This is a genomic window from Burkholderia pyrrocinia (assembly GCF_022809715.1).
Classification (GTDB): domain Bacteria; phylum Pseudomonadota; class Gammaproteobacteria; order Burkholderiales; family Burkholderiaceae; genus Burkholderia; species Burkholderia pyrrocinia_C.
This window is the reverse complement of sequence record NZ_CP094459.1, coordinates 1,963,344-1,989,991: the sequence shown is the minus strand read 5'-3', so window position 1 is coordinate 1,989,991 and position 26,648 is coordinate 1,963,344. Positions and strand designations below refer to the sequence as shown.

The 26,648-nt window shown below is 65.6% G+C and carries 24 protein-coding genes; 18 read left to right on the top strand and 6 right to left on the bottom strand.

Annotated elements, in window-relative coordinates:
* Nucleotides 1-57 precede the first annotated feature (57 nt).
* On the bottom strand, nt 58-609 hold the full coding sequence (locus MRS60_RS09250; RefSeq protein ID WP_217589560.1) for a Spy/CpxP family protein refolding chaperone: 552 nt from the start codon (nt 607-609) through the stop codon (nt 58-60).
* A 376-nt stretch (nt 610-985) separates the two neighbouring features.
* On the opposite strand from MRS60_RS09250, the gene MRS60_RS09245 reads away from it, so the two are divergent.
* Nucleotides 986-1,450, top strand: coding sequence for an Lrp/AsnC family transcriptional regulator (locus MRS60_RS09245; protein WP_006481526.1), 465 nt, complete (start codon nt 986-988; stop codon nt 1,448-1,450).
* Nucleotides 1,451-1,915: 465 nt separating this feature from the next.
* A complete protein-coding gene (locus MRS60_RS09240; RefSeq protein ID WP_034181371.1) occupies nt 1,916-3,016 on the top strand; it encodes a saccharopine dehydrogenase family protein in 1,101 nt (366 codons plus the stop codon).
* 101 nt (nt 3,017-3,117) lie between these two features.
* On the opposite strand, the gene MRS60_RS09235 is transcribed toward MRS60_RS09240, so the two are convergent.
* Nucleotides 3,118-3,735, bottom strand: a complete 618-nt coding sequence (locus tag MRS60_RS09235) for an AAA family ATPase (protein WP_034181372.1) — start codon at nt 3,733-3,735, stop codon at nt 3,118-3,120.
* A complete protein-coding gene (gene cydX / locus MRS60_RS09230; protein WP_034181373.1) occupies nt 3,732-3,878 on the bottom strand; it encodes a cytochrome bd-I oxidase subunit CydX in 147 nt (48 codons plus the stop codon). The genes MRS60_RS09235 and cydX overlap by 4 nt, the downstream gene beginning before the upstream one ends.
* 179 nt (nt 3,879-4,057) lie before the next feature.
* Here cydX and corA point away from each other — a divergent pair, with 179 nt between their 5' ends.
* Nucleotides 4,058-5,035, top strand: coding sequence for a magnesium/cobalt transporter CorA (gene corA / locus MRS60_RS09225; RefSeq protein WP_034181374.1), 978 nt, complete (start codon nt 4,058-4,060; stop codon nt 5,033-5,035).
* A gap of 10 nt (nt 5,036-5,045) precedes the next feature.
* Here corA and MRS60_RS09220 read toward each other — a convergent pair whose 3' ends face one another.
* On the bottom strand, nt 5,046-5,333 hold the full coding sequence (locus tag MRS60_RS09220; protein ID WP_034181375.1) for a YciI-like protein: 288 nt from the start codon (nt 5,331-5,333) through the stop codon (nt 5,046-5,048).
* Between the two features lie 265 nt (nt 5,334-5,598).
* A complete protein-coding gene (locus tag MRS60_RS09215) occupies nt 5,599-6,087 on the bottom strand; it encodes an adenosine-specific kinase (protein ID WP_243564574.1) in 489 nt (162 codons plus the stop codon).
* A 142-nt stretch (nt 6,088-6,229) separates the two neighbouring features.
* Between MRS60_RS09215 and MRS60_RS09210 the strand changes: the two genes are divergently transcribed.
* The gene (locus MRS60_RS09210; protein WP_131948857.1) at nt 6,230-7,216 is read left to right on the top strand and encodes a cysteine synthase A; all 987 of its coding nucleotides are present in this window, start codon (nt 6,230-6,232) and stop codon (nt 7,214-7,216) included.
* A 100-nt stretch (nt 7,217-7,316) separates the two neighbouring features.
* Entirely contained in the window at nt 7,317-7,802 is a 486-nt protein-coding gene (locus MRS60_RS09205) for an aminoacyl-tRNA deacylase (RefSeq protein ID WP_034181377.1), read from the top strand.
* A 461-nt stretch (nt 7,803-8,263) separates the two neighbouring features.
* On the opposite strand, the gene MRS60_RS09200 is transcribed toward MRS60_RS09205, so the two are convergent.
* Nucleotides 8,264-8,671 (bottom strand): hypothetical protein, encoded by a 408-nt coding sequence (locus MRS60_RS09200; RefSeq protein ID WP_243564573.1) that lies wholly within the window; start codon nt 8,669-8,671, stop codon nt 8,264-8,266.
* On the opposite strand from MRS60_RS09200, the gene MRS60_RS09195 reads away from it, so the two are divergent.
* From MRS60_RS09195 to MRS60_RS09135, 13 genes are all read left to right on the top strand, one after another.
* Entirely contained in the window at nt 8,670-9,371 is a 702-nt protein-coding gene (locus MRS60_RS09195) for an energy transducer TonB (RefSeq protein WP_131948815.1), read from the top strand. The two genes, MRS60_RS09200 and MRS60_RS09195, sit on opposite strands and share 2 nt — an antisense overlap.
* A gap of 86 nt (nt 9,372-9,457) precedes the next feature.
* On the top strand, nt 9,458-10,360 hold the full coding sequence (locus MRS60_RS09190; RefSeq protein WP_034181378.1) for a MotA/TolQ/ExbB proton channel family protein: 903 nt from the start codon (nt 9,458-9,460) through the stop codon (nt 10,358-10,360).
* A 20-nt stretch (nt 10,361-10,380) separates the two neighbouring features.
* A complete protein-coding gene (locus MRS60_RS09185; RefSeq protein WP_034181379.1) occupies nt 10,381-10,803 on the top strand; it encodes an ExbD/TolR family protein in 423 nt (140 codons plus the stop codon).
* A 144-nt stretch (nt 10,804-10,947) separates the two neighbouring features.
* Nucleotides 10,948-11,379, top strand: coding sequence for an ExbD/TolR family protein (locus MRS60_RS09180; protein WP_034181380.1), 432 nt, complete (start codon nt 10,948-10,950; stop codon nt 11,377-11,379).
* Nucleotides 11,380-11,395: 16 nt separating this feature from the next.
* Entirely contained in the window at nt 11,396-12,586 is a 1,191-nt protein-coding gene (locus MRS60_RS09175; RefSeq protein ID WP_243564572.1) for a tetratricopeptide repeat protein, read from the top strand.
* 303 nt (nt 12,587-12,889) lie between these two features.
* Nucleotides 12,890-13,465, top strand: coding sequence for a helix-turn-helix domain-containing protein (locus tag MRS60_RS09170; RefSeq protein ID WP_034181382.1), 576 nt, complete (start codon nt 12,890-12,892; stop codon nt 13,463-13,465).
* 350 nt (nt 13,466-13,815) lie between these two features.
* Nucleotides 13,816-16,575 carry a TonB-dependent receptor gene (locus MRS60_RS09165; RefSeq protein ID WP_034181383.1) on the top strand — a complete coding sequence of 920 codons (2,760 nt, stop codon included), beginning with the start codon at nt 13,816-13,818 and terminating at the stop codon, nt 16,573-16,575.
* Between the two features lie 240 nt (nt 16,576-16,815).
* The gene (locus tag MRS60_RS09160) at nt 16,816-18,690 is read left to right on the top strand and encodes an extracellular solute-binding protein (RefSeq protein WP_034181384.1); all 1,875 of its coding nucleotides are present in this window, start codon (nt 16,816-16,818) and stop codon (nt 18,688-18,690) included.
* A gap of 12 nt (nt 18,691-18,702) precedes the next feature.
* Nucleotides 18,703-19,755 (top strand): microcin C ABC transporter permease YejB, encoded by a 1,053-nt coding sequence (locus MRS60_RS09155; protein ID WP_034181385.1) that lies wholly within the window; start codon nt 18,703-18,705, stop codon nt 19,753-19,755.
* Nucleotides 19,709-20,812 (top strand): ABC transporter permease, encoded by a 1,104-nt coding sequence (locus MRS60_RS09150; protein WP_034181386.1) that lies wholly within the window; start codon nt 19,709-19,711, stop codon nt 20,810-20,812. The genes MRS60_RS09155 and MRS60_RS09150 overlap by 47 nt, the downstream gene beginning before the upstream one ends.
* Complete coding sequence (locus MRS60_RS09145; RefSeq protein WP_243565618.1) at nt 20,812-22,446, top strand: ABC transporter ATP-binding protein; 1,635 nt, start codon at nt 20,812-20,814, stop codon at nt 22,444-22,446. The genes MRS60_RS09150 and MRS60_RS09145 overlap by 1 nt, the downstream gene beginning before the upstream one ends.
* A 112-nt stretch (nt 22,447-22,558) precedes the next feature.
* Entirely contained in the window at nt 22,559-25,732 is a 3,174-nt protein-coding gene (locus MRS60_RS09140; RefSeq protein WP_243565617.1) for a multidrug efflux RND transporter permease subunit, read from the top strand.
* A 298-nt stretch (nt 25,733-26,030) separates the two neighbouring features.
* Complete coding sequence (locus tag MRS60_RS09135) at nt 26,031-26,507, top strand: papain-like cysteine protease family protein (protein WP_105390103.1); 477 nt, start codon at nt 26,031-26,033, stop codon at nt 26,505-26,507.
* Nucleotides 26,508-26,648: the final 141 nt, after the last annotated feature.

Genomic DNA, 26,648 nt, shown 5'->3' with positions numbered 1-26,648 from the left:
AGGACGCGCGGCGCCGTTCGGCCCGTAACGGGCAGCTCGGCGCCGGCGGGGAGGGCGTCAGGGTTGCGCGGGTGCGCTTGCGGCCGGCGCGGCTGCCGCCTTGCCTTCCTTGGCCTTCGTCTTGCCCTTGCCGCGGTGCTCGCCGCCATGGTTCAGCCAGCTGCGGAACGTCGTGTCGGCCAGCGCCTTCTGCTCGGCCGGGAAGCTCGCGTAGAGCGGCGCGAATGCGTCGGAGAGCTTTTTCGCGCCGTCGGCGTTCGCCTGCGACAGTTCCGCATACTGCTTCATGTCGTCGAGCGCGGAGACGTCGTGCTTGGCCATCCGGTCGCGATAGAGGCGGCCCATCGTTTCGCCGTTGTCGCGCATCGTGTCGGCGAACGTCTTCCATTGCGGTTCCTGCGCCGACGTGATCTTCAACTGGTCGTGCAGGTACTTGATGCGCTGCTCGACGCGCGCTTCGTGGCGTGCCGCGCGCTGCTCGGCGCTCGGGGCCGATGCTGCGGCCGCAGCCGTCGTGGCCGGAGCGGGCGCTTGCGGCTGCGCCGGGGTTTGCGCGAACGCGCTGGCTGCAACGGCGAGCGTAGCGAGGGTGAGCGAGATTTTCTTCATGGTTGGCTCTCCGGGGTGGTGTCTTGCGAGCGGGCGCGGCGGCAATTGCCGCAAGCACGCATCTCGCGTCGCACATTATTAGTAGCACGTTGCGTGCAGCGCGGTAGTGAATGCGACACTTGCTTACATCCGATACGAATCGAAATTGAAAGGGACATGGCGGATCGGCGCGGGGCTGGCGATGGTCCGGCACGTACCGGCGACGGGCTCGGCAAGCGAGAGCGCGATTCGGGTGCGGTCGTTGCGCACCGACAAGGCAGCGCGACCGCATGACGGCGCGCGATTGAGCAGTCGTGCGATGCCGTTTGGGCGTACCGGCGTTCGGCGCTATCATCGCGTCACCTTCCACTTAGCCGGCGCGTGCCGGCCCGGCCTCATGCGTCCACCCCGCCTCGACCAACTCGACGATCTCGACCGGCAACTCGTCGCGCTGCTGCAAGCCGATGCGCGTGCAAGCGTCGCGGATCTCGCGCGCCAGCTCGACGTCGCGCGCACGACGGTCGTCGCACGCATCGCGCGGCTCGAACGCACCAACGTGATCGCCGGCTACAGCGTCCGGCTCGGGCAGGACGTGCTCGACGCGAGCATTTACGCGTATGTCGGCATCATCCTCACGCCGAAGTTCGGCAAGGACGTGTTGCGCAAGCTCGACCGGATGCCCGAAGTGCAGTTGCTGTGTGCGGTGAGCGGCGAGTACGACTACGTCGCGTGGCTGCGCGCCGATTCGCCCGAACGGCTCAACGACCTGCTCGACCAGATCGGCACGCTCGAAGGCGTCGAACGCACGACGACGTCGATCATTCTTTCGCGCAAGATCGATCGCGGGACGATCGGCGGCTGATGCGCACCTCGCGACATCGCATTCGATGTCGCAGTCGAGTATTCCGCACAGATATCTGCGTGATCGGCGAGCATATTCGTGCGCGCCGAGTGCACGCGACTCCACGTATTCGACACCGCCGTGCCCGATGTTCCGCAGGGGCGCAGACGGCCCAGACGGCCGTTTCCACGCGTCGTTCGACGCATCCATGCCGCATTCTCTTGCGCATTTCCGCACATGACGAGTGCGCGTCGTTCCTCCTTCTTTCCGCCTTCGAGAACGCAGGCCGTAACGGTCCGCTTGCGGCACGAGCTATACGCGATTTTTAGATGGTTTGGTCGTTTGGACGAAACGAATCGTCATTTCGTCGAAATTATCGGTCGTTTCGCATCATTCTTCGTCTTGGAACTGATTTTGCGCGTCCCTAAACTGTGTTCATGGCTCAACGCCGTCCACAACAGCAACCCATCATCAGGAGATAAGCGCATGAAAATCGCCATCGTCGGCGCAGGTCTGATCGGCCACACCATTGCTCACATGCTGCGTGAAACGGGCGACTACGAAGTCGTCGCGTTCGACCGCGATGCGGATGCGCTCGCAAAGCTGTCGCGCGAAGGCATTGCGACGCAACGGGTCGATTCGGCCGACGCGAACGCGATTCGCGAAGCAGTGAAGGGCTTCGATGCGCTCGTCAACGCGCTGCCTTATTACCTCGCGGTCAACGTCGCCGCCGCCGCGAAGGCTGCGGGCGTCCATTACTTCGACCTGACCGAAGACGTGCGTGCGACCCACGCGATCCGCGAACTGGCCGACGGTTCGGACCGTGCGTTCATGCCGCAATGCGGCCTCGCGCCGGGCTTCATCGGCATCGCCGCGCATGAACTCGTGAACGGCTTCAGCGAAGTGCGCGACGTGAAGATGCGCGTCGGCGCGCTGCCCGAGTATCCGACCAACGCGTTGAAGTACAACCTGACGTGGAGCGTCGACGGCCTGATCAACGAATACTGCCAGCCGTGCGAAGCGATCCGCGACGGCCGCAAGCAGTGGGTGCAGCCGCTCGAAGGCCTCGAGCACTTCTCGCTCGACGGCACCGAATACGAAGCGTTCAACACGTCGGGCGGCCTGGGCACGCTGTGCGAGACGCTGTCGGGCAAGGTCGAGACGCTCGACTACAAGTCGGTGCGCTACCCGGGCCACCGCGAGCTCGTCCAGTTCCTGCTCGAGGACCTGCGCCTGTCGACCGACCGCGACACGCTGAAGTCGATCATGCGCCGCGCGGTGCCGTCGACGAAGCAGGACGTTGTGCTCGTGTTCGTCACGGTGACGGGCGTGAAGGACGGCCAGCTCGTGCAGGACGTGTTCACGCGCAAGATCTTCGCGAAGGACGTGTGCGGGATGCACATGAGCGCGATCCAGATCACGACGGCCGGCGCGATGTGCGCGGTGCTGGATCTGTTCCGCGAGAAGAAGCTGCCGCAGAGCGGTTTCATCCCGCAGGAAAAGGTGTCGCTGAAGGCGTTCCTGTCGAACCGCTTCGGCAAGCTGTACGAAGGCGGCACGATGGAGCGCGTGCACGCGGTGGCCTGACCACCCGCCAGTCTCAGGCACGAGGGCCGTACGACGCCGGGAGCGCAGCAGCGCTTCCGGCGTTGTTTTTTTGGGGGGAGAGAGAAGGGCGCCGGTGCCGGTCAGGCCGGCAGCGGTGGCACGATCGTCGCGGCGGGCGCGGGCGGCACGATGCGGTACAGCAATGCGTCGACGTCCGCGTCGGACGGTGCGGTGTTATCGAACATCACGATGCCGTCGCATTCGTGGCCGGTCGGTACGAAGCGGCGCTGCCGGTATTCGTCCCAGTGCGCGAGCTTGTACGCGTCGTTCGGGTTGCCACGCGCGACGATCCGCGCGTGCGCGACGTCTTCCGACGTGTGGACCCAGACGACCGTCAGCGTGACGTCGGGCGCGATGCCGAGCCACGCGCGGTCGAGGATGCGCCGGTCGCGCACTTCGCGCGACAGCGGGCCGACGACGATCGCGCTGATGCCGAGCGCAAGATTTTCACGGGCCGTGTCGAGCAGGCCGTGGTATTCGGGATCGCGCAGATGCTTCAGATAGAGCGGGCTGTCGCGGTCGTTCGGATCGTCGGTGAGCGCGCCCATCGCGGCCGAGCTGTAGCGGCCGTACAGCGTGTCCTTGTCGAGCAGGCAGAAAGCTTCGCCGGTCGCGCGCATCAGCGGCCCGATGAGCCGCTTCGCGAGCGTGGTCTTGCCGGTGCCGGCGTGACCGCAGAAGAACACCAGGTGCGTCACGAATATTTGCTCCCCGACCCCTGGCTCGACGTGTCGCTGCGCTTGTCGCCGCGCGAGAACACTTCCGCTTCCAGCCACATCGCGTTGATGATGCCGAAGCCGAGTGCCACGCCGATGCCGAGTATCCACGAGAAATACCACATGGGTCTGTCTCCTTGACGGTTGGGCCGCACGGCCGTGCGGCGTACGTGCCGAAGTGCGTTGGTGCGCGTGCTGCGGTGCACGCAGCCCGATCATGACCAATATCGGTGTGCCGCGCAAGCCGGGCCGACCGCGTAGCAAACCGGTAAACTGATGCGTAAACCGCAACATCACCGACAACATGCTGATCAACTGTGCTGCATACCAGGACGGCCGCAAGCTGGCCGACATCGATATCGACGCCATCAGCGACTACGTGTCGAAGCCCGAGTGCTTCGTGTGGGTCGCGCTGAAGGATCCGACGCCCGACGAAATCGACCTGATGGGCGAGGAGTTCGGGCTGCACGAACTCGCGCTCGAGGATGCCCGCAAGGGGCATCAGCGGCCGAAGATCGAGGAGTACGGCGATTCGCTGTTCGCGGTGCTGCATATGGTCGAGCTCGACGGCGACGGCGAACTCAAGGTCGGCGAGCTGAACGTGTTCGTCGGCCCGAACTATGTGCTGTCGATCCGCAACCACACCGAGCAGGACTTCCGCGACGTGCGCAAGCGCTGCGAGCGCGAGCCGCATCTGCTGCAGGAAGGCTCGGCGTTCGTGTTCTATGCGCTGATGGACCAGGTCGTCGACCGCTATTTCCCGATCCTCGAAACGCTCGGCGCCGAACTCGAGGAACTCGAGGACCGCATCTTCACGAAGGCCACGCCCGCGTCGTCGCGCGCGATCATCGAGGATCTCTATTCGCTGAAGCGCCGCCTCGTGATGCTGCATCAGCACACGGCGCCGCTGATCGAGCCGCTCGCGAAGCTCACGGGCGGACGCATCCCGCAGATATGCAGCGGGATGGAGCATTACTTCCGCGACGTGTACGACCATCTGCAGCGGATCGTGAAGACGATCGAAGGGCGGCGCGAGATGGTCGTGACGGCGATCCAGGTCAACCTCGGAATGATCTCGCTCGCCGAGAACGAGGTGACCAAGCGGCTCGGCTCGTTCGCGGCGTTGTTCGCGATTCCGACGATGATTGCCGGCATCTACGGGATGAACTTCGCGAACATGCCCGAGTTGCACCTGAAATACGGCTTCTACGGCTGCATTGCGGTGATGGTCGCGGCCGATCTCGCGCTGTGGTGGCGCTTCAAGCGGGCAGGGTGGCTGTAGCCTCGCGCGTCTAGCGCGGCGCGTGCTTGCCGACCACGACGCGCCACGGGCGCACGCGCCAGGATTTCACGAGGCCGTTCTGCACGTACGGATCGGCGCGCGCGAACGACTCGGCCGCTTCCGGCGAATCGCCTTCGAACACGAGCACGGCCTGATCGGCCGGGTCCGACAGCGCGCCGGCGAGCACGAGTTCGCCTCGCTCGGTCGCGGCCTGCGCGAGCGCGAGATGCTGGGCGCGGAACGGTTCGCGACGGGACAGGTAATCGTCGACGAGTTCGTAAATCAGCTGGTAATGCATGCGTTGCTCCGGGAAGAATCGGCGGCTGTGGCCGGTGTGTCGGCGCGGCCGTCGGTCGGTCTGCTGCGGCCAGTATAGGACAGCCGGGCGGCAGTGGCGCGACGCAAGCGGAAGCGTACCTTCGTCTTCAAAAATGCAACTAACGGTCCGGTTTTCCTGCGCCCCGAAATCCCGACCGCGACCGCGCCTTTCATGCAGCGGAGTCTGCAGGACGGGCCCCGGCAGGGAAGGCGCGATCATGACCCATCCGCCCCGGCGGCCCACGCTACGCCTTGTATCCGATCGTGCGCAGCAGATCCTTGCGCCAGCGCACATCGTCGTCGTTCTCGATGCCGAGCGGCGGAAAGCCGTCGACGACGCCGACGATCCCGCGTCCTTGCGCGGTTTCCGCGACGATCACGTCGGTCGGGTTCGCGGTCGCGCAGTAGATCCGGCAGACCTCCGGCACGGCCTTGATCGCATTGAGCACGTTGACCGGATAGAAACCGTCGCCGAGGAACACGATGAAAGCGTGACCGGCGCCGATTGCGAGGGCGTTGCGGCACGCGAGTTCGACGAGCTCCGCATCGGTGCCGGAACGGCGCACGAGCCGCTTGCCCGATGCCTCGCAGAACGCGAGCCCGAAACGGATGCCGGGCACGGTGCCGACCAGCGTCTCGTGGATGTCCTCGACGGACTTGATGAAATGCGACTGGCCGAGGATGAAATTCATGGCCTCGGGCTTGTCGACGGCGACGGTGTGCAATTGCGGCATGGCGGACCTCGTCTGGCGATGCGGCGCGCGCGCCGCAATGGGCTCTCCAAGCTTAGTACGCGGCGGCCGGCGCCGAAAGCGGCGGGCGCGTCCTATCCTTCGTTGTGTATGGCGCGCGAGCGCGAATGCAGAGGAGGGCGAAATGGACGTGCGACAAGGCTTCGTCGACTGCGTGGGGCGCACACCGTTGATCCGGCTGGCGAAGCTCAGCGCGGAAACGGGCTGCGAGATCCTCGGCAAGGCGGAATTCATGAATCCGGGCGGCTCGGTGAAGGATCGCGCGGCGCTCTACATCATCCGCGACGCCGAGCAGCGCGGCGCGCTGAAGCCGGGCGGCACCGTCGTCGAGGGCACCGCGGGCAACACGGGCATCGGCCTTGCGCATATCTGCGCGGCACGCGGTTATCGCTGCGTGATCGTGATTCCCGACACGCAATCGCCGGACAAGATGGCGATCCTGCGCACACTCGGCGCCGACGTGCGCCCGGTGCCGGCGGCGCCGTACCGTGACCCGAACAACTATCAGAAGATTGCCGGGCGGCTCGCGGACGAACTCGACAACGCGGTATGGGCCAACCAGTTCGACAACGTCGTCAACCGGCAGGCGCACTACGAGACGACGGGGCCGGAAATCTGGCGCGACACGGCGGGCACGGTCGATGCATTCGTCTGCGCGACCGGCACGGGCGGCACGCTGGCGGGCGTGAGCCGCTACCTGAAGGAGCAGAATCCGGAGGTCCGGATCGTACTGGCCGATCCCCACGGCAGCGGGCTCTACGGTTACGTGAAAACGGGCGATCTCGGCGCCGAAGGCAACTCCATCACCGAAGGCATCGGCTCGACGCGCGTCACCGCGAATCTCGCCGGCGCGCCGATCGATGACGCCGTGCGGATCGACGATACGCAGTGCGTGAAGATGGTCTACCGGCTGCTGCGCGAAGAAGGGCTGTACGTCGGCGGATCGAGCGGCATCAACGTCGCGGCGGCGGTCTGGCTGGCCCGCCGGATGGGCCCGGGACACACGATCGTGACCTTGCTGTGCGATCGCGGCGACATCTATCGCGCGCGGCTTTTCAACCGCGAATGGCTGCGCGAAAAGGGGTTGGAACCTGGGTTGGAGCCCGAATGACGAAGGGGCGAGGCGGCGATTTCCATCGGCCCGAATGCGAACTATGCTGAACGAATCCGGTGCGAACGCCGTTCGCTCGATTCGTCAGACGAGGTGTGCCATGTCCGTGTCAGCCACCCTGCAGGATTGCCTGCGCCAGAAGTCATCGCGGTACGAAGTCGTGTACCACCCTTATAGCCATACGAGCATGGAGACGGCCGCCGCCGCGCATATTCCCGGCGATCGCCTCGCGAAAACCGTGCTCCTCGAGGACGACGAGGGCTACGTCGCCGCCGTGTTGCCGACGACGCACGCCGTGCGCCTGTCGGATCTCTGGGTGAAGACGGGCCGCCATCTCGTGCTCGCCCGGGAGGTCGAATTGCGCGAACTGTTCAAGGATTGCGACATGGGCGCGCTGCCGCCGGTCTGCATGGCGTACGGGATGAAAACGTTCCTCGAGGAGCGCCTCGCGCAGCAGCCGGAAGTCTATTTCGAGGCCGGCGACCACGAAGCGCTGATCCACATGACGCAGGACGAATTCCTGGCGCTGATGGAGACGGCCGAGCGCGCGCATTTCTCGCACAAGATGCAGGGGATGCAGTCCTGATAGCGCGACGCACGCGACGCACGCGGCGAGTCGCGGGGCGATGCGCAGGTGTGCGTGCCGATGCGTAGGCGGCTTGGTCGTGCACGGGCGCGTGGTGTCATCTGTGACAGTTGATTCGATATCCGAAACTGTTTGGCGGACTTTATCGTGATGAAGGTTCGCCTCCTATTTGCATCGGATTGCAGATCAATTGTGCTGCTGGCTATTCGTGCACTCGACGTGCGTATCGAGCCGTGCCGGCCGGCTGGAGGCGGGTGGGCGGGGGTATTGGACGACCGATGCCGGCATTGGTGACGCGAAGGGGCGCGCCTCGCCCGTTTTTCCGGGACGAACCATTTTGGTGCGGCGTGGGAAATACGGGGATATTTATGTCGAAAGGGTTGAGTATTCGATTTCGAATATACGCATACAAATCAATTACTATTTCAATAATGGAAGCTGGATTTATGCTTACCGGAATATTATTTGAACAAACCCTCCAAACTTTGTATTTGGGCATCAAATAAAGTTTGACGGCAAAATTTTTTCCTTGCTATCTTCTGCACCCAAGTGAACGGCGCTATTGACATCACCGTGTAACGAACGGTGACCGTCATGCGAAAACGAAACGCGAGATCGCGCCAGCTCAGCTGACAATTGCCTGAACGTGCAGGCGCGTGGATTTCCGGTGTGACGCACCGGGCCGCGCCGGCCGGAACGATTCCTTGAAAACGAATTAATTGGAATTCGAATTTGATTCTTTCAATTCGGATTGAAAATTGAATTTGAAATGAAATCTTCGGGTTGAAGCGGAGGCGATGCCGACCTGGCTTCGCAACCGGCCGCAACCCGAAACTGGGCGAATCGCTTGGGGGATGGATGGTGGGCATGAAAGTCGAAGAACGTCTGGCTACTTCGAACAGCGGACTGGCTATGCTGGGGCGTCCGCGAGAGTTCGGCAGGAAGCAGCAGAATCCGGTGCGCCGGTTCGGCGGCATCGGAATCGTCCTGGTGCTGCACGCAGTGCTGATCTACGCATTGCTCAACGGCCTCGCGACGAAAGTCGTGCAGGTGATCCAGCATCCGATCGAAACCCGCATCATCGAGCCGGTCAAGCCGCCGCCGCCACCGCCGATGCCCGTGGTCAAGCTCCCGCCGCCGAAATTCGCGCCGCCGCCACCGCCGTTCGTCCCGCCGCCGGAAGTGCCGGTGCAGGCGCCGCCGCAGGCGACGATCACGCACCAGTCGGCGCCGGTACCCTCCGCGCCGGCCGTGCAGGCGCCGGTCGTGGCGCCCGCTCCGGCACCGGCCAAGCCGGTCAGCCATGACGTGGGCGTCGTCTGCCCGAATTCGGACACGCTTCGCGCGTCGATCCAGTACCCGAAGGAAGCGCAGGAAAACAACATCACGGGCGACGTGACGATCGAATTCATCGTGGATGCGGAAGGGAACATCACGAACGAGCGCGTGGCGCAGTCCGCCGATCCGATCCTCGATCGCGCCGCCTACAACACCGTGAAACGGTTCAAGTGCGTCGCGCAGGGCCAGTCGGTGCGGGTCCAGGTGCCGTTCTCGTTCAATCTGAATTGATGCAGTGGGCGGCCCGGCTCGCGCCGGGCCGGGGAAAACCGTCTCGAACTGAAGTATTAAGTTCACCGAAAGAACTGGAGTGGGGTATGACGAAGCGTTCACTGGCCGCGCTGGCGGCAAGCATGTTGATGTCCGTCGCCGCAGTCGACGGGTTCGTTGCGCCGCAGCTCGCCCAAGCGCAGGCAAGCGGGGCGGCCGGCACGTCGGCACAGGCCGCGGCACCGTCGGCCACGCCGGCGCCGGCCGCCGCCGAGCCGGCGCCGCCGCCCGCGCCGGCCACGACGGAAGCGGTCGAGAACCCGTACGGGCTCGGTGCGCTATGGAAGAACGGCGATTTCGTCGCACGTTTCGTGCTGATCCTGCTGGTGATCATGTCGATGGGGAGCTGGTACATCATGATCACCAAGTTCCTGGAACAGTTGCGCGCGAATCGTCGCGCGAAGCTGGCGGACGCACAGCTCTGGTCCGCGCCGTCGCTGGCCGAGGGCGCCAGGCTGCTCGACGAGGCGTCGCCGTTCCGGTTCATCGCCGAAACGGCGATCGAGGCCGGCGAGCATCACGAAGACGCACTGCTGGAAGCGGTGGACCGCAACACGTGGATCGACGTGTCGGTCGAACGCTCGATCACGAACGTATCGAACCGCATGCAGGACGGGCTCGCATTCCTGGCCACGGTGGGCTCGACGGCCCCGTTCGTGGGGCTGTTCGGCACGGTCTGGGGGATTTATCACGCGCTGACGGCGATCGGCATCGCCGGCCAGGCGTCGATCGACAAGGTCGCGGGCCCGGTGGGCGAGGCGCTCATCATGACCGCGATCGGTCTTGCCGTCGCGGTGCCGGCGGTGCTCGGCTACAACTTCCTGGTCCGGCGGAACAAGTCGGTGATGGAACGGGTCCGCAACTTCGGCGCGCAATTACACACGGTGCTGCTGGCCGGCAACCGGCGCCCGGTGCGCGCGCCGGCGCCGGCGGCATCGCTCGCGAACTGATCGGCTGACGGAGAAGCGCGATGGCCATGAACGTCGGGCAGGACGATAGCGACGAGGTGATCGCCAACATCAACACGACGCCGCTCGTCGACGTGATGCTGGTGTTGCTGATCATCTTCCTGATCACGATTCCGGTCGTGACGCACACGATCCAGCTTCAGCTTCCGAAGGAGACGGTGCAGCCGCTGCAGACGACGCCGAAAAGCATCGAGATCGCAGTGAACCGCGACGGCGATTTCTTCTGGGGCGAGCAACTGGTGGACGCGCCGACGCTGCTCGCGAAGCTGAAGGACGTGTCGCAGCAGCAGCCGCAGCCGAGCGTCCACGTGCGGGGCGACCAGAACACGCGCTACGAGTTCATTGGCCGGGTGGTCACGATGTGCGAGCGCGCGGGGATCGCGAAGCTGTCGTTCATTACGGAGCCACCCGCACGTGGCGGATAGCCGCGCACGGGAATGGCTGTGAAGCATGGGGCTGGAGTAAGTGCTCCGGCCGACACGAGCGCGATAGTGCGAACGCTGCTCGACCGCAAAGCATGGGACCAGCATAAGCGCTAAAGCACCAACGCTGATCGACAGGAGTCGACGATGGGTATGAACGTGCCTTCGGGCGGGGGCAACGCAGAACCGGACGTGATGGTCGACATCAACACCACGCCGCTGATCGACGTGATGCTGGTGTTGCTGATCATGCTGATCATCACGATCCCGATTCAGATGCATTCGGTGAAGATGGACTTGCCGGTGGGCAATCCGCCGCCGCCGGCAACGCCGCCGGAAGTCGTGCAGATCGACATCGATTTCGACGGCACGACGACGTGGAACGGCGCGCCGGTGCCGGACCGTGCGGCGCTCGAGGCGAAGCTGACCCAGGTGGCGGCGGAACCCGTGCAGGCGGAGATCCATCTGCGGCCCAACAAGCTGGTGCCGTACAAGGACGTTGCGACCGTGCTGGCGTCCGCGCAACGCGTGGGCGCGACCAAGATCGGCCTGATCGGTAACGAACAATTCATGCAATGACGAAACGGACGAGCCGATGAACCAGCGACGATGGAAACGGATGATGGCGGTGACGGCACTCGGCGCGGCATGCATGCTCGGCCGGCCGGCGTTGCCGGCGGACGCGCTTCGGCCGGACGTGGCGAAACCGTTGGCGGCGGCGCAGGAACTGTACCGGGCGCACAAGTATCGCGACGCGCTCGGCAAGATCGCGCAGGCGGCCGCCGTCCCTAACCGGACGCCGTACGAAACGTACATGGTGGAAGAGATGCGCGGTGCGGCGGCGATGGCGGCCGGCGACTCGGGCACGGCCGCGCAGGCGTACGAAACCGTACTGAACTCGGGGCGGCTGTCGGGCGAGGACGAGCAGCGGACCGCGGCGGCGCTCGCCGGCATCTACTTCCAGCAGAAGAACTATCCGCTGGCGATCCGGACCGCGCAGCGCTACCTGAAGGTAGGGGGAACGGATCCGGAAATGCGCACGCTGCTCACGCAGTCGTATTACCTGTCGAACGATTGCGCGCCGGTCGTGAGCCAGTTGAAGGCGAGCACGGACGCGCAGGCGAACGGTGGACACGCACCGGACGAAGGGCAGTTGCAGATGCTCGCGACGTGCGCGCAGAAAGTGAAGGGCGGCAACGCATACCGCAGTGCGCTCGGGCTGCTGGTGGCGTACCACCCGAGCCCAGCGTACTGGGACGAAATGGTCACGGCCATTCGCGGCAACCCCGGATATCTGTCGTCGCTCGACCTCGACATCTACCGGCTGCGCCGGGCGACGGGGTCGCTTGCGACGGCAGACGCATACATGGAGATGACGCAGCTCGCACTGGTTGCGGGATCGTCGGCCGAAGGCAAGCAGGTAATCGACCAGGGGTTCGCGTCCGGCGTACTCGGCAAGGACGCACAGGCGGACCGCGAGAAGCGGCTGCAGGCGCTCGCCGCCAAGCGCGCGCAACCGGGCGGGGACGCCGCGACGCCGGCGGCGCCGATCGACGCGGGCATGAACCTCGTCTTCGCGGGTCATGCGCAGCAGGGTTTGCCGATGATGGAGCAGGCGATCGCGAAGGGCGGGCTCGAGCATCCCGACGCGGCGCGACTGCGGCTCGGCGAGGCGTATTACGTGGCCGGCCAGAAGGCGCATGCGGTCCAGGTGCTGCGCACGGTCAAGGGATCAGACGGTTCAGGCGACCTGGCAAAGCTCTGGACGGCGGTGGCATCCCGGTAACGGCAACGGAAAGGCGCGACGGCGCGCGGCGCGGGCGCGGTCGACAAGCGGCGTGCCGCCGCGACGGTACTAGTGCTTGACGATCAGGTTCGACGAGGAAAAGGGGCAGCCTTGTTAGTTAGTAAACCGAATGAAATATACGAAGGCTGCACGGCGATGCAGCGACGATGCCGCGCTGCGCCGCGCACCGCTTGCACGCAGCGGCAGCGCGCAGCCGCGTATCGCGCCGGGCCGGTTGCGTCACCGCATCGGTCAAGGGTTGCCGACATCAAACCGATTTCGACTGCGAGGCTCCGACTTTCCATGGTTTTGCCCCCTGATGAGTCGGTGCTCGTCGCCGTGTCGCTCGGCAACAAGATCCGGGCGCTGCGCCATCGCCTGAAACTCACGCTGGACGAAACGGCCACGATCGCCGGCATTTCGAAGCCGTTCCTGTCGCAGGTCGAGCGCGGGCGGGCAACGCCGTCGATCACGTCGCTGGTCCGGATCGCAAAGGCACTGGGCGTGACGATGCAGTACTTCATCGACACGCCGACGGAAGCGCGCTCGGTGTGCCGCGGGAACGCGCTGCAGTATTTCCAGTTCGCGAACTCGGCCAGCCTGTTCGCCAGGCTGACGAATCCGGCGGGTGGCCGCAAGCTCGACGCGATTCTCGTCAGGATGCCGGCGGGGCAGCCGCCGTCCGAGGTGACGACGCACGCGGGCGAGGAGTTCGTCTATGTGATGCGCGGACAGGTCGCGCTGACACTCGAGGATTGCACCTTCACGCTGAGCCAGGGCGATACCGCGCATTACGAATCGACGATGCCGCATGCGTGGCACAACACGGCCGACGAAGAGGCGGTGATCGTCTGGGTCGGCACGCCGAGGCTGTTCTAGCGGGGCGGCCGGCGCTGCGCGCCGCGATGAAGGAGAAGTACCCGATCGACAGCGGATGGTACGCGGCACGGCGCGCGAGATGTTCTCGTCGCCTGCAGGACTCGCCATCCATCGGATCAGGATCTGGCAGGGAAGTGCGCTCAACGTAGGTAATTAGCATGGCGAATAAAAATAAAGAAAGACGGTGATGCTGACTGGCACGGGTGCCCCGAGGCCGATCCGTTCGAATCATGGCAGTCGGAAGAGTGGCAATCGCGGGTTCCGCAACACGGGCACCCAGGACGCGCAAGGAATTCACAAGGTTCCGGCGCACAGCAGGTGGGGTCTTACTACGAGCGAGAGGGAACAAGATGAAGCAGAGAGTTTTGGCGTTGGCCATCAAGAGGATAGTCTGGGCGGAACTGGCGCTGACGGCCGCACTGGTGCCGCCGGCGTTCGCCCAGAGCCAGCCGGCGCCGGGCGCCGTCGCGATCGCGGATGCGGTCGCGAACGGTGCGCCCGTGACCGTCGCACAGGCGGGCGCCGCGGCGCCCGTGGCGGCATCCGGTGCGACAGCCGACGCGATGCCCGCCGCACCCGGCGCGAACGGGCAGGGCAAGGTCGCGCAGATCAAGCGGTTCGAAGTGACGGGCTCGCTGATCCGGCAGGCGGACAAGACCGGTTTCCAGCAGGTGCAGACGATCACGCCGAAGGAAATTCAGAGCAGCGGTGCGGTGACCGTCGCCGACTTCCTGCGCAATGCGGCGGCCAACTCCGCGAACAGCTGGGGCGAGGGGCAGTCGGGCAACTTCGCGGCCGGCGCCGCCGGCATTGCGCTGCGCGGCCTGTCCGAAAAATACACGCTCGTGTTGATCGACGGCCAGCGCGTGGCGCCGTACGCATTCTTCTCGAACAGCGTCGATTCGTTCTTCGACCTCAATACGCTGCCGCTCAACGACATCGAGCGCATCGAAATCGTGAAGACGGGCGCCGTCTCGCAATACGGTTCGGACGCGATCGGCGGTGTCGTCAACATCATCACGAAACACAATTTCCGCGGCCTGCAGCTCGACGGCAGCCTCGGCAGCGCGATCAATGCCGGCAACGGCGACGGGACGATGAAGTTCGGCGTGCTCGGCGGCTTCGGCGACCTGAACGCCGACCGCTTCAACGTGACCGCGGCGCTCAGCTACTACAAGTCGAACGGCTTCACGCTCGCCGACCGCGATTCGACCCGCAATCAGGACTTCACGGGCAAGCCGGGGGGCTTTTCGCTGCTCGCGCCGTCCTACTGGAACATGCCCGACGGCAGTGCGCAGGCGCTGAACGGCTGCCCGTTCGGCGGTGCGGTCCGCCCGGCCGCGCCGAACTCGCTGTCGGCCGGCCTGCCGGGCACGATCTGCTCGTACAACACGGCCGAAAGCACATCGATCCTGCCGATGACCGAGCGCCTGAACGCGAAGCTCCATGCTGACTTCAAGATCGACGACAAGACGGCGGCATTCGCGGACTTCCTCGAGAGCTACAACACGACCACGACCAACAACGGCCTGTGGGGCAACGTGATCGGCAATCCGCAGAACCCGGCGCTGGTGTGGAATCCGCAGACGCAGCTGCTGTCGCCGTTCAACACGGTCGTGCCGGTGAGCAACCCGTACAACACGACGGGCGCGGCCACGCCACTCACGTACGCGTTTCCGAACGCGGTCGCGCAGAAGACCTGGGCCAACTACTGGCGCGCGTCAACCGGCATCAAGGGTTCGTTTACGCTACCGTACGGCGACTGGGACTGGGCCACCTCGGTCAGCCATTCGCAGAGCACGGTGTCGAACGTGTTCACGAACCAGCTCAACGTCAACGCACTGAACAACATCTATCAGAACGGCACGCTGAATTTCGCGAACCCGGCGGCGACGCCGAACGCGTTCAACGGGCTGTTCCAGGAAGCGAACAACCTCGGCATTTCGAAGCTCGACACGATCGACGCGACGCTGTCGACGCCGAACCTGTTCCACCTGCCGACCGGCGACGTCGGCATCGGCTTCGGCGCGCAGTTCACGCACCAGAGCGAAACGCTGACGCCGGGCTCCGAATACCTGAGCGGCGCGGTGATCTCGCCCGATCTGGAGACAGTGAACGGCGCGCGCAACGTCGCGGCCGTCTATTACCAGATCAACGTGCCGATCCTGGAGAACCTGACGTTCAGCCAGGCGGGCCGCTACGACCACTACACGGACGTGGGCGGCGCCTTCTCGCCGCGCTTTGCGTTGCGCTACCAGCCGATCAAGGCGCTCACGCTGTATACGTCGTACAACCGCGGCTTCCGCGCGCCGACCTTCGTCGAGGACAGCAAGTCGCAGACGCTCGGCATCCAGGTCGACCCGGCCACCGGCCAGAACTACACGTCGATCACGGTCGGCAACCCGAACCTCGCGCCGGAACGCACGCGCAACTTCAACATCGGGTTCCAGGTCTCGCCGAGCCGCTACACGGACATCGGCTTCGACTGGTACAAGATCCGCATCGACAACGTGATCGGCCAGGGCAAGCCGTCGCAGGTCGTGACCGATCCGACGACCGGCCAGTTGCTGTACAAGGTGATTCCGTACCAGAACCTCGGCTACCTCGACACGAACGGCTTCGAAGGCACGTTCCGCCAGGGGCTGCCGCTCAAGGGCTGGGGCATGCTCACGCTGTCTGGCGACTGGGCGTACATCAACAGCTACAAGATCGGCTTCCCGGGCGGCGCACCGGTGAACGGCGCGGGCAACAACTTCACGATCACGCAGCCTTTCGGCGGCAGCTTCCCGCGTTGGCGCGGCAACACGACGCTGGACTGGAACTATCGGAAATTCGACGCGGCGCTGACGTGGCAGTTCACGGGCCCGTACGCGCAGAATCTGCTGCCGGAGCCGTCGAAGGTCGGTTCGTACAGCCAGTTCAACTTGATGCTGACGTACACGGGCTTCAAGAACTGGACGATCTACGGCGGCATCGACAACATCTTCAACCGCACGCCGCCGTACGACCCGATCTTCGCGAACGGCACGCTGAGCCAGAACGGGTACGACACGTCGGTGTATTCGTACGTCGGCCGGTTCGCGCAGATCGGCGCGACGTACAAGTTCTGACGGCGATCGCGATGCACTGACAGGCTTTGGACCGGCCGCTCCACGTCCACCTCCCCTTTTTTTGGAGCGGCCCTTTTTCGCCTGGCGCCACGACGGCCCGCAACCGGGACGCGCGGCGATGCAGCTTGCAGGATCGTTTGCAGCACGAACAACCAGCGGGATGCGGGCGGCACGCGGCATCCTGCACAGGCATCGACCGCGCGCAGGCATCGCGCCCGCACGCTTTCGGACAGACCGACCATGAAACTGTTGAAATGGCGATGGGCAGGCGTGCCGCGCGCAGCGCTGTTCGCGTGCGCCGTGCTGCTCGTGTCGGGTAGCGCCATGCCGCGTGCGGCGCTCGCGGTGTCGGCGATCGCGCAATACGACCAGCCGAAATATCCGCCGGATTTCACGCATTTCGCGTATGCGGACGTCGATGCGCCCGACAACGGCACGCTCGATTTCGAAAACTACGACGAAGCGCAAAGCTACGATTCGCTGAACCCGTTCCTCGTGCGCGGCTCGCCCGCGCCGGACATCAAGAACCTGATGTTCGACACGCTGATGCAGCGCAGCTGGGACGAGCTCGCGTCCGAATACGCGCTGATCGCCGACGACGTCGAGGTCGCGCCGGACCGGCTGTCGGCAACGTTCCACCTCAACCCGGCCGCACGCTTCTCGAACGGCGACGCGATCAACGCAGCTGACGTCAAGTATTCGTTCGACACGCTGACGAGCCCGCAGGCGTCGCCGATCTACAACGCGCAGTTCTCGATCATCAAGCGCGCGGTGGTGGTCGACGCGCGGACGATCCGCTTCGAATTCAAGCACGCGGAGCGCGACGCGGCGCTGATCGCGGGCGATCTGCCGGTGTTCTCGCCGAAATGGGGGCAACGCGCGGACGGCACTCGGCCGCCGTTCGACCAGATCGCAACCGTGCCGCCGATCGCGAGCGGGCCTTACCTGATCGAGCAGCGCAAGAACGACAAGCAGATCAGCTATGTGCGCAACCCGCACTACTGGGCCGCGAACCTGCCGTCGCGGCGCGGGATGTTTCGCTTCGCCCGCGTGTCGTTCAAGCTGTACCTGGACCAGTACACGTCGCTGGAGGCGTTCAAGGCCGGCGATGTCGACGCGCGCATGGAATACAGCTCGACGCAGTGGGCGCGCAAGTACGTCGGCAAGAATTTTCGCAACGGCATGCTGAAGAAGGGGGAATTCCGGGACGGCCCCGCGCAGATGCAGGGTTTCCTGATGAACATGCGCAAGCCGATGTTCCAGGACGTGCGCGTGCGGCATGCGCTCGCGCTGGCGTTCGACTTCGACTGGATGAGCCGGATGATGTTCTACGGGCAGTACCGTCGCACCAGCAGTTTCTGGGAGGCGAGCCCGTTCGCGGCGTCCGGCGTGCCGAGCGCCAAGGAGCTCGCGCTGCTCGAACCCTACCGGTCGACGCTGCCGCCGGCGGTGTTCGGCCCGATGATCGGCCAGCCGTCGACGCTGCCGCCCGGCTCGCTGCGCGCGAATCTGAAGGAAGCGCGCGACCTGCTCGCGCAGGCCGGCTGGCACTACCGCGACGGTGCGCTGCGCGACGCGAACGGCACGCCGATGACGATCGAGATCATCGACGACCAGCCCGGTATGGACCGCCTGATCCTGCCGTACACGCAGGCGCTCGCGACGCTCGGCATCCACGCGTACCTGCACGAGATCGACAGCGCGGTCTACCTGAAGCGACTCGACAATTTCGAGTACGACATGACGACGTACATCTATCTGCCCGTGACGATCCCGGGCGCGGAGCTGACGCGCCGTTTCGGCAGCGCGGCCGCATCGCAGCCGGGCTCCGAGAACTATCCGGGCGTGAAGTCGAAGGCCGTCGATGCGTTGATCCGCGCGGCGCTCGCGGCCGACACGCTCGACGATCTCGAGACGGCCACGCACGCGCTCGACCGCGTGCTGATCAACCTGTACGCACTGATCCCGCAGTATTACCTGCCGAACGCGCGGATCGCGTACAAGGCGACGCTCGGCCATCCGGCAATTGTGCCGGACTCCTATCAATACGAGGACTGGATCATCGACTACTGGTACGTGAAGAAGCCGACGGCGCAACCCGCTCCGGCGGCCTGACGGGGAACAACGATGCTGGCATACATATTCAGGCGGCTGCTGCTGATGATCCCGACGCTGGTCGGGGTGGTGACGATCACGTTCGCGGTCACGCAGTTCGTGCCAGGCGGTCCGGTGGAGCAGGTGCTCGCGCAGTTGCGTCACGGAAGCACGCGTGGAGGCGAGGCGGGCGGAGGCGGGGGCGGCTACCACGGCAGCCAGGGCGTCGATCCGCAGCAGATCGAGCAGATCCGCAAGCAGTTCGGCTTCGACAAGCCGCCGCTCGAGCGCTATCTGCTGATGCTGAAAAGCTATGCGACGTTCGACCTCGGCCAGTCCTACTTCGCGCACCGCAGCGTGTGGGCGGTGATCCGGTCGAAGCTGCCGGTGTCGATCACGCTCGGGCTGTGGACGGTGATCCTCACGTATCTCGTGTCGGTACCGCTCGGCATCGCGAAGGCGGTGCGCAACGGCTCGCGGTTCGACACCGTGACGAGCGTGCTGGTGCTGACCGGCTACGCGGTGCCGGGTTTCGTGCTCGGCGTGCTGCTGCTGATGCTGTTCGGCGGCGGCACGTTCTGGCAGGTGTTTCCGATGCGCGGGCTCACGTCGGACAACTTCGACGACCTGACGCTGATCGGCAAGACGCTCGACTATCTGTGGCACATCGTGATGCCGGTGACCGCGTCGGTGATCGGCAATTTCGCGATCGTCACGATCCTGACGAAGAACACGTTCCTCGAGGAAATCGGCCGGCAATACGTGCTGACCGCGCGCGCGAAGGGCGCGCCGGAGCGCGACGTGCTGTGGAAGCACGTGCTGCGCAATGCGGCGATCCCGCTGCTCACCGGGCTGCCGGCAGCATTCGTCGGCGCATTCCTGAACGGCAACCTGCTGATCGAGACGCTGTTCTCGCTCGACGGGATGGGGCAACTGTCGTACGACTCGGTGATCCGCCGCGACTATCCGGTCGTGCTCGGCTCGCTGTTCCTGTTCACCCTGATCGGTCTGCTGACCAAGCTTATCGCGGATATCTGCTATGTCGTCGTCGACCCCCGTATCCAGTTCGGCCGCCTGGACCACTGACCCCGCGTGCGCGCCGTCGCCGTCGCCGTGGCGGCGCACGTGGCAGCGCTTTCGCGCGCAGCCGCTCGGCTATGCAAGCCTCGTGATCTTCGCGGCGCTGTTCGCGCTCAGCCTGTGTGCGGACGGCCTGTCGAACGACCGGCCGCTGCTCGTGCGCTACGACGGGCACTATTATTTTCCGATCGCGAAGGACTATCCGGAGACCGCGTTCGGCGGCGACTTTCCCGCCAGGACGAACTATCTCGATCCGTACATGCGCGCGAAGCTCGAGTCGCACGGCAATTTCGCGATCTATCCGCCGAACCGCTACCGCTACGACACGATCGACTACTTCGCATCGCGGCCGTATCCGGCACCGCCGTCGTCGAGCAACTGGCTCGGCACCGACCAGTTCGGGCGCGACGTGCTCGCGCGGCTGCTGTACGGGTTCAGGCTGTCGGTGCTGATGGCGTTCGCGCTGACCGTGTCGGGGGTGCTGGTCGGCGTGCTGACGGGCGCGCTGCAGGGCTTCTACGGCGGCCGCACCGACCTGGTCGGGCAGCGCCTGATCGAGATCTGGAGCGCGCTGCCGGACCTGTACCTGCTGATCATCTTCGCGTCGATCTTCACGCCGTCGCTATGGCTGCTGTTCATCCTGCTGTCGATGTTCGGCTGGCTCGTGCTGTCCGATTACGTGCGCGCCGAATTCTTGCGCAACCGCATGCTCGATTACGTCAAAGCGGCGCGCACGATGGGGCTGACGAATGCGCAGATCATCTGGCGCCATGTGCTGCCGAACAGCCTCACGCCGGTGATCACGTTCCTGCCGTTCCGGATGAGCGCCGCGATCCTGTCGCTGACGAGCCTCGATTTCCTGGGCCTCGGCGTGCAGCCGCCGACGCCGAGCCTGGGCGAGCTGCTTCAGGAGGGCAAGAACAACCTCGACGCATGGTGGATCTCGATCTCCGCGTTCGCGGCGCTGGTGGTGACGCTGCTGCTGCTGACTTTCATGGGCGACGCGCTGCGCAACGCGCTCGACACGCGCTCGCGCGGCTCGGCGTTCGGCGGGGGGCGATGATGACGAACGCGTTGCTGCAGATCGACGGGTTTTCGGCGCGCTTCGGTGCGAAGGCGGCCGTGCAGGACCTGAGTTTGTCGATCGGCCGCGGCGAGCGCGTGGCGCTCGTCGGCGAATCGGGGTCGGGCAAGAGCGTGACAGCGCTGTCGATACTGCGCCTCGCGCAGCAGGCGACGCTGTCGGGACGGATGCTGTTCGACGGCGAGGACCTGCTCGCGAAGACCGAACAGCAGATGCGCGGGATTCGCGGCGCCGATATCGCGATGGTGTTCCAGGAGCCGATGACCGCGCTGAATCCGCTGTATACGATCGGCAAGCAGATCGCCGAGAGCCTGCGGCTGCACGAGGGGCTGCGGCCGGGCGACGCGCGCGAGCGCGGGATCGCGCTGCTGCGGCGCACCGGTATCCCGGAGCCGGAGCGGCGCATCGACAGTTTTCCGCATCAGTTGTCGGGCGGGCAGCGGCAGCGCGCGATGATCGCGATGGCGCTGGCGTGCCGGCCGCGGCTGTTGCTGGCGGACGAGCCGACGACGGCGCTCGACGTGACGGTGCGCCAGCAGATCGTCGATCTGCTGATCGAGTTGCAGGAGCAGGAGGCGGCCGCGCGCGGGATGGCCGTGCTGCTGATCACGCACGACCTGAATCTCGTGCGGCGCTTCGCCCAGCGCGTGGCCGTGATGGAGCAGGGCGTGCTCGTGGAGACGAACACGACCGGCGCGCTGTTCGCCGCGCCGCAGCACGCCTATACGCGCCGGCTGCTCGACAGCGCGCCGCAGCGGGACGTCGAGCCGGTCGCGGCCGGCGCGCCGACGATCCTCGACGTGCGGGATCTCGCCGTCGATTACCGCATCGCGGCGAAAGGCTGGCGGGCGGCGCTCGGCAAGACGACGTTCCGGGCCGTGCACGACGTGAAGCTGAACCTGAGGCGCGGCGAAACGCTCGGGATCGTCGGCGAGTCGGGCTCGGGGAAATCGACGCTGGCGGCAGCCGTGCTCGGCCTGCAGCGGCCGGCGGCCGGCTCGATCGAGATCGACGGCATGCCGCTCGATGCGCTGCAGACCACGGGCGGCAGGCGCGCGCTGTACGGCAGGATGCAGGTCGTGTTCCAGGACCCGTTCGGCTCGTTGTCGCCGCGGATGACGGTCGAGCAGATCGTCGGCGAGGGGCTCGCCGTGCACCGGCCGCAGGTGGCCGCAGGCGCGCGGCGCGCGCGGATCGCCGCGCTGCTTCAGGAGGTCGGCCTGCCGGCCGAATCGATGCTGCGTTATCCGCACGAATTCTCCGGCGGCCAGCGGCAGCGGATCGCGATCGCGCGCGCACTGGCGGTGGAGCCGGAACTGCTGGTGCTGGACGAACCGACGAGCGCGCTCGACGTGTCGATCCAGAAGCAGGTGCTGAATCTGCTGACGAATCTGCAAAGGAAGTACAAGCTGAGCTACCTGTTCATCACGCACGATCTCGCGGTGATGCGTGCGATGGCCCACCGGGTCGTCGTGATGAAGGCGGGGCGCGTGGTCGAGGAGGGCGATACGCTCGACGTGCTGCATGCGCCGTCCCATCCGTATACACGCGCGCTGCTGGCGTCGTCGATGCTGGCTCCGGTGCGCGGCCCGCAAGAGAGAACCGATGATTGACGTGAACCGGGCGAAGCGCGCCCAGGCCGCCCGCGTGCCGTGCGGCGGTGCCGACGGCGATGTCGTCCTGCGGCCCTGTGCCGGAACGCCGTCGGTTCGCTGACGCATGCCGATGCCGTCATTCTTCATCGATCGTCCCGTTTTCGCGTGGATCGTTGCGCTCGCAATCGTCGTCGCGGGCGTGCTCGCGATTCCGCAGCTTCCGATCGCGCAATATCCGCGCCTCGCACCGCCGCGGGTCGTGATCACGGCCGCGTATCCGGGCGCGTCGACCGAGACGGTCGACGGCGACGTCGGCAGCATCATCGAGGAAAGCCTCGACGGCGCCGACGGGCTCCTGTACTACGAGACGAGCAGCGACGGTCACGGCAACCTCGAGATCGACGTGACGTTTTCGCCCGGCACCGATCCGGACATCGCGCTCGTCGACGTGAACAACCGGCTGAAGCAGGTCGAATCGCGGTTGCCGCAGCAGGTCGTCCAGCAGGGGATCGGCGTGTTCAAGGCGGCGAACACGTTCCTGATGCTCGTCACGCTGACGTCGACCGACGGCACGCGCGATTCCGCTCAGCTCGGCGATTACCTGAACCGCTACGTGCTGCGCGAACTGAAGCGTGCGCCGGGCGTCGGCGCGGCCGAGCTGTGGGACGCCGACGAGGCGCTGCGGGTCTGGCTCGATCCGCACAAGCTGCGCGAATACGGTGTCGGCGCCGACGACGTGATCGCGGCGATCGGCACGCAGAACGCGACGGTGACGGCCGGCGCGATCGGCGATGCGCCGTTCCCGGGCGGCCAGCAGCTCACCGCGTCGATTGTCGTCAAGGGCCAGCTCGCGTCGCCGGACGAGTTCGGCCGGATCGTGCTGAAGTCGAAGACGGACGGTTCGGCGGTGCGCGTTGCCGACGTCGCGCGGGTCGAAATCGGCCGCGACGACTACTCGTTCTATTCGCGGCTGAACGGCCGACCGGCGGCCACCGTCGGCATCCAGCTCGGCCCGCGCGGCAACGCGCTCGAAACGTCGAACGCGATCCGCGCGCGGCTCGCCGAGCTGTCGAGGGTGCTACCGCCGGGCGTGGCGATCGAGATTCCGTTCGACGGTGCGCATTTCGTGACGATCGCGATCCGGGAGGTCGTGCTGACGCTCGTCGAGGCGGTCGTGCTGGTGTTCTGCGTGATGTGGCTGTTCCTGCGCGACCTGCGTTACACGCTGGTGCCGACCGTCGTGATTCCCGTCACGCTGATGGGCGCGTTCGTCGCGATGTGGGCGTTCGGACTGTCGATCAACGTGTTCACGATGTTCGGTCTCGTGCTGGCGATCGGCATCCTCGTCGACGACGCGATCGTCGTCGTCGAGAGCGTGCACCGCGTGATGGAGGAGGGCGTGTCGCCGCGCGACGCCACGCGCCGGGCAATGAAGCGGATCGGCGGTGCGATCGTCGGCGTGACCGCGGTGCTGACCGCCGTATTCGTGCCGATGGCGTTTTTTCCCGGCACTGTCGGCGGCATCTACCGGCAGTTCGCGGTGGCGATGATCGCGTCGATGCTGGTGTCGTCGTTCATGGCGCTGTCGCTCACGCCCGCGCTGTGCGCGAACCTGCTGAAGCCGGTCGCGCGACACGATGGCGGAACCGGCCGCGCGCGGCGACGCGGCATCGGAGCGCGTCTGGCCGACCGGTTCGGTGCGGCCTTCGCACGCGTCGAGACCGGTTATCGCCGCATCGCCGCGTTCGCCGTGCGCCGCATCGGCCTGGTCGTGGCGGTCTACGCGGCGCTCGTGATCGCATGCGGGCTGCTGTACTGGATGATGCCGGGCGGCTTCCTGCCGACCGAGGACCAGGGGCAACTGCAGGTGATGATCCAGTTGCCGGCGGGCGCTACGCAGGCGCGCACGCTCGCGGTCGTCGAGCGTGTCGAGGCGATCCTGCGCGCGGAGCCGGCGATCGCGAACGTGACGAGCGTGATCGGCTGGAGTTTCGCGGGCAGCGGGCAGAACGTCGGGATGGCGTTTGTGGAGCTGAAGGACTGGGCGCAGCGCGACATCGACGCGATGGCGCTGCGCGACCGGCTCAACGGGCGTTTCGGCACGATCCTCGACGGCGACGTCGAGGCGTCGCTGCCGCCGTCGGTGCGCGGCATCGGGCATTCCGACGGATTCACGTTCCGGCTCGAGGATCGGGGCGGCGTCGGGCTCGACGCGTTGAAAGCGGCTCGCGAGCAACTGTCCGAGCGTGCGAAGGCGGATCCGTTGCTCGCCGCCGTGCATTTCGAGGACCTGCCGGACGCGCCGCGTATCGAACTCGATGTCGATCGCGCGAAGGCGTATGCGCTCGGCGTACCGTTCGAGCGGATCGCGGGGCTCCTGGGCGGCACGTTCGGCTCGAACTACATCAACGATTTTCCGGCGTCGGGCAGGATGCGGCGGGTGATCATCGAGGCCGACCCGGTCGCACGCGCGACCGATGCGCAACTGATGGCGCTGACGGTGCCGAACCGCACCGGCGACATGGTTCCGCTATCGGCCATCGCCGCGCCGCACTGGACGATCGGCCCGGTGATGCTGAATCGTTACAACGGTTATCCGTCGCTCGACATCAGCGGCCGGGCGGCGGCCGGCACGAGTTCGGGCGCGGCGATGGCTGAGATGGAGCGGCTCGCCGGCGCGCTGCCGGCCGGGATCGGTTTCGACTGGGTCGATGCGGCGCGCGAGGAGCAGGTTGCCGCGCGGCAAACGCCGCTGCTCGTCGGGTTGTCGGTGCTCGCGGTGTTCATGGCGCTTGCCGCACTGTACGAAAGCTGGTCGATTCCGCTGTCCGTGCTGACGATCGTGCCGCTCGGCATGATCGGCGCGATTGCGGCGGCGCTCGCGCGCGGCATGCCGAACGACGTGTACTTCAAGGTCGGGATGATCACCGTGGTCGGGCTGGCGGCGAAGAACGCGATCCTGATCGTGCAGTACGCGCGCGATCTGGCCGGGCGCGGCGTGCCGCTGCGGCAGGCGGTGATCGACGCGGCCGCCGCGCGATTCCGGCCGATCGTAATGACGTCGATGGCGTTTTTGCTCGGGGTCGTGCCGCTCGTGCTGGCGACGGGCGCTGGTGCGGAAAGCCGGCGTTCGATCGGCACGGGTGCGTTCGGGGGTGTGCTTGCCGCGACGATGTTCGGGCTCGTGTTCGCGCCGGTGGCGTTTCGGGTTGTCGCGTCCGTGGGCCGGCGTGGCCGGCACGTTGCGATGACGAGGCGCGAGGCAAGGCGGGCGGAGACGGTTGGGGATCCGGAGGTGGATTGATGGTCGCGGAGGGTTGTTGGCGGCGGAGTCAGGGGTTTGGGGACGTGAATATCATATTTTACATAATGCTGATGATCGATTATCGAATTGACTGGTTGTAGTGGCTAGATTGAAATGTCCGCTTTTGGCTACATAGAAATGTCCGCTTTCGGGCCGCGTAAGCTGACCGGTCGCCGGCAACCCAGCGCCGGAGACTTCGATGGCTGCAATGGAACGGATCGCCATGATCTGCCGGGATGGTTGTCGCCGAGCCCGACTCTTCCTACTCTTATAGATTCATCATGCTTCGAGACCCGAAATGGTAGACGTCAGACTAAACGTTGGGCTGGTCGATCAGAGCGGCGTGAAGATGACCAAGTCAGGTTCCAAAGAGGTGAAAAACGCGTGCTGGTATGCCGCGGCGTGCATGGTTTCGTACTACTTCCGCCCTGGACCGCGCCGGGGCATTCCGAAGCTATGGCAGGCGGACCGGGGGCTCCCCGAGGCAAGAATCCTTGAGTTATGCGCCGCTGAAGGACTCGTGCCGCTTGATCAGCCCGACAAGATCACCCCGGAGTGGCTCGCTGCGGTACTGACGGACTCCGGTCCGATCTGGGCTGCGGGTCATTTTCTGGATGAACCGGGTCATGTGATCGTCATTACCGGCATCCAGCATAGCGTCGTTCACTACAACGATCCGGAGGGGCCTCCCGCACGCACGATGCTTTTGGGGACGCTTGACTCCGGACGATGGAAGCCCGACGGGCTGCTGGTGAAAGATCCGAGCCGCTATTGAGGTTGCGTTTGTCGGGGGCGAACAAGGTCGACGTAAATTCCTGTCACAAGCGCGCGGGTTGGACAGGAATCTGCCCCTGCTTGCACCGGAGGTGATCCCGCCGGCTTTCCGCGGCGCTTCCGGTCCCGATCCGAAACCGTT